Origin of the sequence: Massilia rhizosphaerae, from assembly GCF_016093545.1 — a bacterium.
Lineage (GTDB): Bacteria > Pseudomonadota > Gammaproteobacteria > Burkholderiales > Burkholderiaceae_D > Telluria > Telluria rhizosphaerae.
The window spans coordinates 439,809-452,983 of the sequence record NZ_JADKYX010000001.1 but is presented as its reverse complement, the minus strand read 5'-3'; the positions used below and the strand labels follow the sequence as shown (position 1 = coordinate 452,983).

General features: G+C 68.3%; 7 protein-coding genes. 4 read left to right on the top strand and 3 right to left on the bottom strand.

Annotated features, from left to right (window positions below):
* Positions 1-75 precede the first annotated feature (75 nt).
* The 3 genes from ISF28_RS01920 to ISF28_RS01910 are packed head-to-tail and all read left to right on the top strand — an operon-like array spanning position 76 to position 2,839.
* Positions 76-1,386 (top strand): putative glycoside hydrolase, encoded by a 1,311-nt coding sequence (locus ISF28_RS01920; protein ID WP_229518805.1) that lies wholly within the window; start codon positions 76-78, stop codon positions 1,384-1,386.
* A gap of 4 nt (positions 1,387-1,390) precedes the next feature.
* A complete protein-coding gene (locus ISF28_RS01915; protein WP_198115432.1) occupies positions 1,391-2,449 on the top strand; it encodes a nucleoside hydrolase in 1,059 nt (352 codons plus the stop codon).
* Between the two features lie 30 nt (positions 2,450-2,479).
* Positions 2,480-2,839 carry a DUF1304 domain-containing protein gene (locus ISF28_RS01910; RefSeq protein WP_198115431.1) on the top strand — a complete coding sequence of 120 codons (360 nt, stop codon included), beginning with the start codon at positions 2,480-2,482 and terminating at the stop codon, positions 2,837-2,839.
* A gap of 3 nt (positions 2,840-2,842) precedes the next feature.
* On the opposite strand, the gene ISF28_RS01905 is transcribed toward ISF28_RS01910, so the two are convergent.
* Both ISF28_RS01905 and purL read right to left on the bottom strand, forming a co-directional pair.
* Positions 2,843-3,346 carry a putative adhesin gene (locus ISF28_RS01905; protein WP_198115430.1) on the bottom strand — a complete coding sequence of 168 codons (504 nt, stop codon included), beginning with the start codon at positions 3,344-3,346 and terminating at the stop codon, positions 2,843-2,845.
* 262 nt (positions 3,347-3,608) lie between these two features.
* On the bottom strand, positions 3,609-7,661 hold the full coding sequence (gene purL / locus ISF28_RS01900) for a phosphoribosylformylglycinamidine synthase (protein ID WP_198115429.1): 4,053 nt from the start codon (positions 7,659-7,661) through the stop codon (positions 3,609-3,611).
* Positions 7,662-7,833: 172 nt separating this feature from the next.
* On the opposite strand from purL, the gene ISF28_RS01895 reads away from it, so the two are divergent.
* Positions 7,834-9,510, top strand: a complete 1,677-nt coding sequence (locus tag ISF28_RS01895; protein WP_198115428.1) for a tetratricopeptide repeat-containing response regulator — start codon at positions 7,834-7,836, stop codon at positions 9,508-9,510.
* Positions 9,511-9,519: 9 nt separating this feature from the next.
* Here ISF28_RS01895 and ISF28_RS01890 read toward each other — a convergent pair whose 3' ends face one another.
* The gene (locus ISF28_RS01890) at positions 9,520-13,119 is read right to left on the bottom strand and encodes a hydantoinase B/oxoprolinase family protein (RefSeq protein ID WP_198115427.1); all 3,600 of its coding nucleotides are present in this window, start codon (positions 13,117-13,119) and stop codon (positions 9,520-9,522) included.
* Positions 13,120-13,175: the final 56 nt, after the last annotated feature.

Genomic DNA, 13,175 nt, shown 5'->3' with positions numbered 1-13,175 from the left:
TACAAACGAAAGCGCTCCGTCGGGGCGCTTTTTTTTGACGAATTTGTTCGACCAAACAACGAAATAAGAGACGCCATGACCCTCCGCCATTCTACCGCCCTGATCCTGTCCGCCCTCGCCGCGACGAGCGCGACGGCCGCCATGGCCGCGCCGGCCGCGCCCACCCTGCCCCTGTACGTGGGCCAGCCCCTCGCGGGCGCCCGCGTGATGTTCGGCGACTTCGACGTCCAGCAACCGTTGACGGCAGAAAGTGGCCGCATGGACCATGACGCCAAGCAGCCGAAAGCCGTCGTCGAAGCCCGCCGCACGCGCAAGGACGCCGACGGCGACGCGCTCGAACTGACATGGAAAGACGCCTGGTTCTCGACCGCGCGCCTGGAAACCGCCCCGCTCGACCTGCGCCCCTATATGGCGAAGGGCACGGTATCGTTCGACCTGAAGGTCAACGAACTGGCCAAGGGCGGCCTCTCCTACCGCCTCAATTGCGGCCATGACTGCGAGCGCAAGGTCACCGACGTGATCGACGCGCGGGCCGCCCAGGGCAAGGGCTGGCGCCACCTGAGCTATGCGCTGTCGTGCTTCTACCGCAAGGGCGACGACTTCAGCGCCGTGACGACGCCGTTCGCGCTGGACGGCACGGGCGAAGGCGACGTCGAGATCGCCAACATCCGCATCGACAAGGCCGGCAAGCCGAACGCGACGTGCCCGGACTACCGCACCGTCAGCGTGACGCCGTCGCCGCTGAACGAATCGTGGTCGCTCGACTGGTGGATGCCGCGCCACAAGGAAAAACTGGCGGAGATCGCGCGCCGCAAGGCCGCCGGCGAGCCGACCGACCTGGTGTTCATCGGCGACTCCATCACCCATAACTGGGAAAAGGACGACAAGGCGCTGTGGGACCAGTTCTGGGGCAAGTACCATGCGTTGAACCTGGGCTATGGCGGCGACCGCACGGAAAACGTCCTGTGGCGCCTGCAGCATGGCGAGATCGACGGCATCGCGCCGAAAGTCGCCGTCATGATGATCGGCACGAACAATACCGGCCTGCGCCAGGACGCACCCGAGACGATCTATGCCGGCATCAAGCGCGACATCCAGGAAATCGAGAAGCACCTGCCGCACACCAAGATCCTGCTCCTGGCGATCTTCCCGCGCGGCGAAAAGCCTGACGATGCCCTGCGTCTGAACAACGAAAAGGTCAATGCGATGCTGCCCAAGCTGGCCGACGGCAAGCACGTGTTCTTCCTCAACATCGGCAAGGCGTTCCTGGCGCCGGACGGCACGCTGTCGAAGACCATCTTCCCCGACCTGCTGCACCCGAACGGGGACGGCTACAAGATCTGGCAGCGTGAAATGCAGCCGGAGCTGGACAAGCTGATGCGCTGACGGCATGCCTGGAGCCAACGGGCCGTCGGCCGGCCGCAGGGCCCTCTTGTGCGCGGGCCATGCCGCGGCAACGCTCGGCAGGCCGTGCTTCGCCCTGGCGCTGACCGCGGCGCCGCGCCAGCGGGTCATCGTCGACAACGATTTCTCCGGGGATCCCGACGGCCTGTTCCAGCTGGCCCATCACCTGGCCTCGCCGTCGGTCGAGATTCCGTTCGTGATCGGCTCCCACATCCACCCGGGCGACTTCCTCGACAGGTCGGCGCGCCAGCCGGACAACGCCGTGGCGAAGGTGCGTGCGCTCTATGCGGCGATGAACCTGGCGCGCCGACCGCCCGTCGTACCGGGCCGCAACGGCGCGTTGTCGAAGGGTGAAGCGCCCGCGATGAACGAGGCGGCTCGCCGCATCGTCGCCGAGGCGTTGCGGACGGATACCCGCCTGCCGCTCTACTATGCCGCCGGCGCGGGCCTGACGGACCTTGCCGCGGCGTTGATGCTCGAGCCCCGCATCGGCGGCAGGCTGAAGCTCGTGTGGATCGGCGGACGGGAACACGACGACATGCTGCCGGGCGTGCCGCCGCGCCGCGACGCGGAATACAACTTCACGATCGACCCGGTGGCTGCGCAGTGGATCTTCAACCGCAGCGACGTCGAGATCTGGCAGGTGCCGCGCAATGTCTACCGCCAACTCATCGTCAGCCACGCCGAACTCGCGGCCGGCCTGCGCGGCGCCGGCCGGCTCGGCACCTTCCTGTTGCGGCAACTGGCGCGCGTCGACGCACTCATGCGGGGTGGCTTGGGTGAAACCTATATCCTTGGCGACAGCCCGCTCGTCACCCTCACGGCGCTGCAGTCCTCGTTCGACCCGGACAGCGCGTCGAGCGCCTACGACGTCCGCCCCACCCCGCGCATCGCGGACGACGGCAGCTACGAGCCGCGTCCGGACGGACGGCCGATGCGCGTGTACCGGACGATCGATACCCGGTTGACCTTTGCCGACATGAACGCGAAGTTCGCGCGCGTCGGCGGGCACTCGGAGTCCCACAGGCGCGCCCGGATACGGTAGAGTACATTCATCGTACTTTCTGGAATGTCCATGCTGCTGATCGCCACCGTCCTCACCGCCGTCGTCATCGCCATCCACGTCTACATCGTGCTGATCGAAACCGTCCTGTTCCGCACCCGCGGCAGGAAGGTGTTCGGCATCAAGGAAGGCCAGGTGGACGCGCTGGCCGCGCTGATGTCCAACCAGGGCTGCTACAACGGCTTCCTGGTGGCGATGCTGGCGGTGGGATTGCTGCATCCGGACGCGCACATCGGTCGCGCCTTCGTCATCTTCGGGCTCGTCTGCGTCGCGATCGCGGGCGTGTGGGGCGCCGCGACCGCGTCGCGGCGCATCCTGTTCGTGCAGACCGTGCCGGCGGGGCTGGCGCTCGCCGCCTGGCTGGCCGCGTGATCCTCAGAGCTTGCGCTGGAGCTGCTTGCCGGGGTAGCTGTTCGCTTCGCGATACAGGTCGTCCACGCCGATCGTGACCGGCGACATCTCGTCGCGGCACGCGAACCAGTGCAGGTCGCACGGCTGGGCGAGCGAATCGGCGATGCACGACAGGCGTGCATACCACGCGTCTTCGGAGCGTTCCTTGACGGCGTAGAAGCCGCCATCGTGCATATTGGCGCCGATATAGGCCGGCGCCTTGATCGGGTGCATTTCCTTGAAGTTGGCGGTCGAGCTGATGCCGCCGGGATAGGTCAGCCAATAATCGATGCAACGCTCGCCCGGCCGGCATACCTGGTGAACATAGTCGCGGTGCACGGGCTCCTGCCCCTCCTTCAGCGGCCATTCCCAGCTGCTGTCGAACTTCTTCTGGTGCTTGCAATAAAAGTGGATCGTGACGCCGGCCGGGACCGTGAACCAGCCTTCCTGCGTGTTCCAGGCCCCATGACCCACGAGATAAATATTCATATATGTCTCCTCATAAACATTGCGTCAATGCAACTTGATGATGGTAGACATGTAATTACCGCAAGTCAAATACCTTTCGTACTCTCTTGACGCGGCGCACGCGAGCGAAACACGGTCCAAGGTGCTATCGGTGACTGCGGACAACATGGCGAAACAACGATAACCGAAAGCGCCCGGGCCTCCAAGCGCCACGAGCACGCGGCCGCGGTTTCAAAAAAAAGCGCCCCCTCGGGAGCGCTTCAGGCAGACCGACGAATTGGACTCAGCCCACCCACTTCCGCGCATTCTGGAACATCCGCGCCCACGGCGACTCCTCGCCCCAGCCATCCGGATGCCACGACATGGTCACCGTACGCGCCACCCGCTCCGCGTGCGGCATCATGACGGTGAAGCGTCCGTCCGGCGTCGTCACGGCCGTCAGGCCTTCCGGCGAGCCGTTCGGGTTGAACGGATACACCTCGGTCGCGGCGCCGCGATTGTCGATGTAGCGCAGCGCCTTGACGACCTTGGACAAATCGCCCGTCTGCGAGAAGTCCGCGAAGCCTTCGCCGTGCGCGATCGCCAGCGGCGCGTGCGTGCCCGCGAGGTCCTGGAAGAAGATCGACGGCGAATCCATCACCTCGACCATGCCGAAGCGGGCTTCGAACTGTTCCGACTTGTTGCGGGTGAACTTCGGCCACGCCTCGGCACCCGGGATGATGGACTTCAGGTTGCTCATCATCTGGCAGCCGTTGCAGACGCCCAGGCCGAACGTGTCGCCGCGGCCGAAGAATTGCGCGAACGCGGCCTTCAGCTCGGCGTTGAACAGGATCGTCTTGGCCCAGCCTTCGCCGGCGCCCAGCACGTCGCCGTACGAGAAGCCGCCGACGGCGATCAAGCCCTGGAAGTCGCCCAGCGTCGCGCGGCCGGCGATCAGGTCGCTCATGTGCACGTCGACGGCGTCGAAGCCCGCCTGGTGCATCGCCCATGCCGTCTCGATGTGCGAGTTGACGCCCTGCTCGCGCAGGATCGCCACGGCCGGACGCGCGCCCGTCGCGATGAACGGCGCCGCGATGTTGACGGTCGTGTCGTGCACCAGCTTGGGCGTGAAGCCCGGGTCCTGCTCGTCCAGCAGGCGGTCGTATTCCTGGTCCGCGCAAGCCGGATTGTCGCGCAGGCGCGCGATGCGCCAGCTCGTCTCGCTCCACAGGCGGTGCAATTCGCTGCGGCGCTTGCTGTAGATGACCTTCGTGTCGCGCGTGAATTCGACGACGCCGCGGTCGTTCACCTTGCCGATGATATGGCTGCAGGCGCCCAGGTCGAACGAGCGCAGCACGTTCATGACGTCCGACTTCTCGGCCGTCTTCACCTGCACGACGGCGCCCAGCTCTTCGTTGAACAGCGCGCGCAAGGTCAGGTCGTTGCGGCGCTCGCCCACCTGGCTCGCCCAGTTCTTGGCGTCGCCGTGGTCGGACGCGTGCTCGCCTTCCATCGTCAGGATGTCGAGGTTGACGGAGACGCCGGCGCGGCCCGCGAACGCCATCTCGCACAGCGTGGCGTACAGGCCGCCGTCCGAGCGGTCGTGGTAGGCCAGCAGCTTGCCGTCGCCGTTGAGCTTCTGGATCGCACCGAAGAAGGCCTTCAGGTCGGCCGCGTTGTCGACGTCCGGCGTGTCGTTGCCCAGCTGCTGCGTGACCTGCGCGAGGCTCGATGCGCCGAGGCGGTTCTTGCCGCGGCCCAGGTCGATGAGGATCAGCGACGTGTCGCCCAGGTCCGTGCGCAGCTGCGGCGTGAGCGTCTTGCGTACGTCGGTGACGGGCGCGAAGCTCGACACGATCAGCGACACCGGCGACACCACCGCCTTGCCCTCGCCGTCGTCGTTCCCGCCGTCTTTCCATGTTGTGCGCATCGACAGGGAGTCCTTGCCAACAGGGATCGACACGCCCAGCGCCGGGCACAGCTCCATGCCGACGGCTTTCACCGTGTCGTACAGCGCCGCGTCCTGGCCCGGCTGGCCGCACGCGGCCATCCAGTTGGCGGACAGCTTGATGGCCGAGATGTCGGCGATCGGGGCGGCCGCGATGTTCGTGATGGCCTCGCCGACGGCCATGCGGCCCGACGCGGCGGCGTCGATGACGGCGACCGGCGTGCGCTCGCCCATCGCCATCGCTTCCCCCTTGTAGCCTTCGAAGCTCAGCGTCGTGACGGCGCAGTCGGCCACCGGCACCTGCCACGGGCCGACCATCTGGTCGCGCACGCTCATGCCGCCGACGGTGCGGTCGCCGATGGTGATCAGGAACGACTTGTCGGCCACGGTCGGCAGCAGCAGCACGCGGCGCGCCACTTCTTCCAGGTCGAGGCCCGTCACGTCGACAGGCTTGAACGCGTTGGTCACGTGCTCGACGTTGCGGTGCATCTTCGGCGGCTTGCCGAGCAGGACGTCCATCGGCATGTCGACCGGCGACGTGTTTGTAATGGGGTCGATGAGGCGCAGCTGGCGCTCTTCCGTCGCGACGCCCACGGCCGCGAACGGGCAGCGCTCGCGTTCGCAGATGGCGGCGAAGCGCGCCAGGTCGTCCGGCGCGATGGCCAGCACGTAGCGCTCCTGCGACTCGTTGCTCCAGATTTCCTTGGGCGACATGCCGCTTTCTTCCAGCGGCACCTTGCGCAGGTCGAACGTGGCGCCGCGCTTGGCGTCGTTCGTGATTTCCGGGAAGGCGTTCGAGATGCCGCCCGCGCCCACGTCGTGGATCGAGATGATCGGGTTCGCGGCGCCCAGCTGCCAGCAGCTGTTGATGACTTCCTGCGCGCGGCGTTCCATCTCCGGGTTGCCGCGCTGGACCGAGTCGAAGTCCAGGTCGGCCGTGTTGGTACCGGTCGCCATCGACGACGCGGCCGCGCCGGCCATGCCGATGCGCATGCCCGGTCCGCCCAGCTGCAGCAGCAGGCTGCCCACCGGGATGTCGTTCTTGTGCGTGTGCTCGTTCGAGATATTGCCGATGCCGCCCGCGATCATGATCGGCTTATGGTAGCCGTACACCGTGTTCGCGCCGATGGCGGTCGGTCCCACGTTCTGCTCGTAGACGCGGAAATAGCCGCCGAGGTTGGGACGGCCGAATTCATTGTTGAACGCGGCGCCGCCCAGCGGGCCCTCGACCATGATCTGCAGCGGCGACGCGATGCGTTCCGGCTTGCCGTAGACCTTGTCGGCGCCCGCCTTGTCGGCGGAATTCACGTCGGCCGCGTTTTCCCACGGCTGCACGGCATCCGGCAAATACAGGTTCGACACGGTGAAGCCGGTGAGGCCCGCCTTCGGCTTGGCGCCGCGGCCCGTCGCGCCCTCGTCGCGGATCTCGCCGCCGGCGCCCGTCGAGGCGCCCGGGAACGGGGAGATCGCCGTCGGGTGGTTGTGGGTCTCGACCTTCATCAGCGTGTGCGTCAGCTGCGTCACCGGCGCATAGGCCTGGCTGCCGGCCTGCGGGAAGAAGCGCATCGCCTCGGCGCCTTCCATGATCGCCGAGTTGTCGCTGTACGCGACGATCGTGCCCTTCGGCTGCAGCTGGTGCGTGTTCTTGATCATCTGGAACAGGGACTTGTCCTGTTTCGCGCCGTCGATGGTCCACTCGGCGTTGAAGATCTTGTGGCGGCAGTGCTCCGAGTTCGCCTGTGCGAACATCATCAGCTCGACGTCCGTCGGGTTGCGCTGGGCGCGCGAGAATGCGTCGAACAGATAGTCGATCTCGTCCTCGGCCAGCGCCAGGCCCATCGTGCCGTTCGCCTCCACGAGGGCGGCGCGGCCCCGGCCCAGCACGTCGATCTGGTCCAACGGGCGGCTCTCCAGGTCCGTGAACAGGGCCTGCGCCTGGTCCGCGCTGCGCAGCACCGTTTCCGTCATGCGGTCGTGCAGCAACGCGGCGACGGCCGCCACTTCGTTCCCGGCCAGCTTCTTCGGCGCGCCGAAGCCCGTGCCGAGGATCCCGCCCTTCAGGACGACCTGGAAGGCGACGCCGCGCTCGACGCGGTGGATGTGCGCCATGCCGCAGTTGTGGGCGATGTCGGTGGCCTTCGACGCCCACGGGGAAATCGTCCCCAGGCGCGGGATCACGAAGAATTCCTCGGTCACGCCCTCGTACTGCGTTGCCGGCACGGGCTCGCCATAGGTGAGCATGGCCGTCAGGCGCTCGGTGTCCTCCGTGGTGAGGGGCACACTGGCGTCGATGAAGTGGTAGTAGCGCGCCGACACGCCGGCAATCGTCGGGGCGACGGCTTGCAGTTGCGCGAGGAGGCGTTGGCTACGGAAGGCGGAAAGGGCGTTGGAACCCGGCAGAATCAACATGGCTTGAAAGTCGGTTGATGCAGCGTGGCTGCGGGTGAAAGAAGCCCGGTATTATACAGCGTCGGCCCCCTCCTGGTCTCCCGCCCGCCACGCACCGGTGGCGAAAAGTTGCCGACCTTTCAGCTTACCGGTATCGTAGTGCTGAAATAGGGCCCGACGGATACCGACACGCATGCCAGAAAATAGCTCATCCAGCCAGACCGGCACCTTGCCGAACAATCAGTTGGGCGCTCAGCTGAGCGTACTGATCGTCGACCCCAACCCCGGCGTGCGCGCGAACCTGCAGAACATGCTCGCCCAATCCGGCGTCACGCGCGTCGAATCGGCGGTGAACGCGAGCACCGCGATCAAGGCGCTCGGCCGCAAGTCCTTCGACATCATCCTGTGCGAGTATGAACTCGGCAGCGGGACGACGAGCGGCGAAGGCCAGGACGGCCAGCAACTGCTCGAGGACCTGCGCCACCACCGCATCATCCCGCCCTGGGCCATCTTCATCATGCTGACGGCGGAAGGCACGTACGGCAAGGTCGTCAGCGCGGCCGAACTGACGCCGACGGACTACATCCTGAAACCCTTCACGGTCCAGGTCCTGCACGAACGCATCCAGAAGGCCGTCGCGCGCCGCGCCGCGCTGCTCCCCGTCTACCAGCTGATCGCCCAGGCGCGGCCGCGCGAAGCGATCGACGCCGCCATCGAATCGGCCCGCACGCGCCCGGGGTACGCCCTCGACTTCGCCCGGCTGCGCGCCGAACTGCACGCGTCGCTGAAGGAATACGAACTGGCCGAAACCGTGTACCGCGACGTGCTGGCCGCGAAACCCGTGGGCTGGGCGCGGCTCGGGCTCGCGCGCGCCGTCGCCGCCCTGGGCCGCATGGACGAGGCGATTCCCCTGCTCGAACGCATCGTCGCGGACAACCCGCGGCTGATGGCCGCCTACGACCTGCTCGCCCGATGCCAGCAGGAGATGGGCGACGCGGCCCTGGCCAAGAAGACGCTGGAAAACGCCGTCGCGATCTCGCCCTACGTGGTGCGCCGCCTGCGCCGGCTCGGCGAAGTGGCGCTGGAGACGGGCGACGCGGACGGCGCCGAAAAATCGTTCCGCCAGGTCGTCACGCGCTCGCGCTACTCGGAATTCCGCAATCCCGAGGACCACGTCAACCTCGTCCGGGCGCTCGTCGTCAAGGGCGATCCGGCCGCCGCGTCGACCGTCGTGCGCGACCTCGAACGTTCGCTACGCGGCACGCCGGCGGCGGATGCCTGCCGGTCGATCTCGGTGGCGCTGCTGCACGACGCGGCCGGCGACGGCGCGGCCGCCGTCAAGGAACTCAAGCAGGCCGTGGGCGCCGTGCGCGCGGGCGGCGCGCTGTCGCCGACCATGCGCGTCGGCCTCGCGCAATCCTGCCTCGCGCACCGCCTGGACGACGAGGCGGCCGAAGTCGTGCTGGGCGCGCTGAACGGCGACGACGCGCTTTCCGCCCAGCAGGCGCTGAACGTGTTCGTGCGTGCCGGCCGGCCCGACCTGGCGGACGGCATGGGCAAGCAGTTGCGCGCCCAGGCCCAGATCCTGCTCGGCGTGGCGGACGAGAAGCGCAACATGGGGGACGTGCGCGGCGCCGTCCAGACCCTGCTGGAAGCGCTGCACATGGCGCCGAACAACCTGCAGGTGATGATCGCCGTCGTCGGCGGCGTGCTCCGCCAGATCATGGAGATGGGCTGGGACCACCCGCTCGCCGCGCTGTCGGAAGAACAGCTGGAACACATCCGGGCGCTCGACCCGGCGCACCCGCGCCTGGCCGCGCTGGACGCGGAGATGGCGGCGGCCAAGCGCAAGTACGGCATCTCCACGTAAGCGCCGCGGTCACGGGGGGCCGTACCCGCCCCCGCCCGGCGTCTCGATCACGAACACGTCGCCGGCCCCCATCTCCACCTTGCCGATGTGGCCCAGTTCCTCGACGCGCCCGTCGGCCCGCTCGACGGTGTTGCGCCCGCGCGCGCCCGGCGCGCCGCCGGCCATGCCGAACGGCGCGTGCACGCGGTTGTTGGACAGGATCGCGGCCGTCATCGGCTCCAGGAAGCGGATCCGGCGCACGCCGCCGTTGCCCCCGTGCCAGCGCCCGGCCCCGCCGGAACCGGGACGGATCGCATAGCTGTCCAGCCGCACCGGGAAGCGGAATTCCAGGATTTCCGGGTCCGTGAGGCGCGAGTTCGTCATGTTCGTCTGCACGACGTCCGTGCCGTCGAAACCGGGTCCCGCGCCGGAGCCGCCGGAGATCGTCTCGTAGTACTGGTAGCGCGCGCTCCCGAACGTGAAGTTGTTCATCGTGCCCTGCGCCGCCGCCATCACCCCGAGCGCCCCGTACAGCGCGTTCGTGATGCACGTCGACGTCTCCACGTTGCCGGAGACGACGGACGCCGGATAATGCGGATTGAGCATCGATCCCGGCGGAATGATCACCTTCAGCGGCTTCAGGCAGCCAGCGTTCAGCGGGATCTCGTCGTCGACGAGCGTGCGGAACACGTACAGTACGGCCGCCATGCACACGGCGGACGGCGCGTTGAAGTTGTTCGGGAGCTGGGCGGAGGTGCCCGTAAAATCGATCTCCGCGCTGCGCGCCGCGCGGTCGACGCGGATGGCGACCTCGATGCGCGCGCCGTTGTCGAGTTCATTGACGAAATGCCCGTCCGACAGGGCCGTGATCACGCGTCGCACCGCTTCCTCGGCATTGTCCTGCACATGCCCCATGTACGCTCGCACGACGGGCAGGCCGAAGTGCGCGACCATCTTGCGCAATTCCTCGACGCCCTTCTGGTTCGCCGCCACCTGGGCGCGCAGGTCCGCCAGGTTCTGGTCCGGATTGCGCGCCGGCCAGCGCGCGCCGGCCAGCAGCGCCCGTGCGTCGACCTCGCGCAGCACGCCGACCGCGCCCTCCACGAGCTTGAAGTTGTCGATCAGGACGCCCTCTTCCTCGATGTGCGCGGAATCCGGCGGCATCGAGCCCGGCGTCGTGCCGCCGATGTCCGCGTGGTGGCCGCGCGATCCCACGTAGAACAGGATCGTGCCGCCGGCCGCGTCGAACACGGGCGAGATCACCGTCACGTCCGGCAAGTGCGTGCCGCCGTTGTACGGGTCGTTCAGCACGTAGACGTCGCCGGGCTGCATCGTGCCCGCGTTCTTGCGCATCACGGCCTTGATGCTTTCCCCCATCGACCCCAGGTGCACGGGCATGTGCGGCGCGTTGGCGACGAGGTTGCCGTCCGCGTCGAAGATCGCGCAGGAGAAGTCGAGACGCTCCTTGATGTTGACGGAGTACGCCGTGTTCTGCAGGCGCAGGCCCATCTGCTCGGCGATGGACATGAACAGGTTGTTGAAGATCTCCAGCATCACCGGATCGACAGTCGTGCCGATCGCATGCCGCGGCGGCGGCGCCGTGACGCGGCGCAGCACGAGGTGGTTGTGCGGCGTGACCTCGGCCTGCCAGCCCGGTTCGACGACCGTCGTCGCATTCGCTTCCGCGATGATGGCCGGGCCGGCGACGACGTGGCCCGGCGCGATGTCCTGGCGCCGGAACAGGCCCGTGTCGCGCCAGGCGCCGTCGGCGTACATCGGGACAATCTCGAACGGCGCCGGCGTCCCCGTGCGGGGCGTGCCCGCCGCCGGCTGCCCGGGCGGCGCGTCGGCGCGCCCCAGCGCCTCCACCGACACGGCCTCCACGACGAGCGCCTTGCCCGGCATGAGGAAGGAAAAGCGCCGCCGGTACGCCTCTTCGAACCGGGCCCGCAGCTGCGCGCGGTCGCCGTCCGTCACGACGATGGCGGCGTCCGTGCCCTCGTAGCGCAGGTGCACGCGGCGCAGCAAGTCGATGCGCTCGGGCGGCACGCCCTGCGCCAGCAGCTCGTCCCGCGCCGCGGCGGCCAGCGCGTCGAGTTCGGCCGCCAGCGCGCCGGCGTCGAGGTCGTCGAGCCGGCGCTCGACGGCCCGCTCGCGCAACGCACCCTGGTCCGCGAGGCCCATGCCGTACGCGGACAGCACGCCCGCCAGCGAATGGATGAACACCGTCTTCATGCCCAGCGCGTCCGCCACGAGGCAGGCGTGCTGCCCTCCGGCGCCGCCGAAGCTCGTGAGCGTGTAATCCGTCACGTCGTGGCCGCGCTGCACCGAGATCTGCTTGATCGCGTTGGCCATATTGCCCACGGCGATGCGGATGAACCCCTCGGCCACCGCTTCCGGCGCGGGCCGCGTGCCGGTCGCGCGTTCGACGTCGCCGGCCAGCGCCGCGAAGCCGGCGCGCACGGCGTCGGCGTCGAGCGGCTGGTCCCCGCCCGGGCCGAACAGGTGCGGGAAGTGCCGGGGCTGGATCTTGCCCAGCATGACGTTGCAGTCGGTGACGGCCAGCGGCCCGCCGCGCCGGTAGCTCGCCGGCCCCGGGTTCGCGCCGGCGCTGTCCGGCCCGACGCGGTAGCGGCTGCCGTCGAAGTGCAGGATGGAGCCGCCGCCCGCCGCGACGGTGTGGATGCTCATCATCGGCGAGCGCATGCGCACGCCCGCCACCTGGGTCTCGAACGCGCGCTCGAATTCGCCGGCGAAGTGCGAGACGTCCGTCGACGTGCCCCCCATGTCGAAGCCGATGATGCGCTCGAAGCCGGCCAGGCGGCTCGCGCGCACCATACCGACGATGCCCCCCGCGGGGCCGGACAGGATGCTGTCCTTGCCCTGGAACGCGCGCGCGTCCGTCAGCGCGCCGCTGGACTGCATGAACTGCAGGTGCACACCAGGCAGTTCGGCCGCCACCTGGTCGACGTAGCGGCGCAGGATCGGCGACAGGTAGGCGTCGACGACGGTCGTGTCGCCGCGCGCCACGAGCTTCATCAGCGGGCTCGCTTCGTGCGAGACCGAGACTTGCGTAAAGCCGATGTCGCGCGCGATGCGCGCCACCGCGTCCTCGTGCGCGTGGTGACGGTAGCCGTGCATGAACACGATGGCCAACGCGCGGATGCCGGCATCGTACGCGGCCTGCAGGTCGCGCCGCGCGGCCGCCTCGTCCAGCGGCGTGACGACGTCGCCGTGCGCGCCCATGCGTTCGTCGATCTCGACGACGCGTCCGTACAGCAGCTCCGGCAGCACGATGTGGCGGTCGAACAGGCGCGGCCGGTTCTGGTAGGCGATGCGCAGGGCGTCGCGGAAGCCTTTCGTGATGGCGAGCACGGTCGGCTCGCCCTTGCGCTCGAGCAGCGCGTTCGTCGCGACCGTCGTGCCCATCTTGACGGCGTCCACCTGTCCGGCCGGGATCGCGGCGCCCGGCGCCAGCCCGAGCAGGTGGCGGATACCGGCGACGGCCGCGTCGCGGTATTGCTCCGGATTTTCCGACAGCAGCTTGTGCGTGACGAGGTTGCCGTCCGGCCGGCGGGCCACGATGTCCGTGAAGGTGCCGCCGCGGTCGATCCAGAACTGCCAATCCATCGGTTTTCCTCGTATAGTCAAGCCAGCGGCTATTGTAGTCGCGCCCCGCCGTGAAT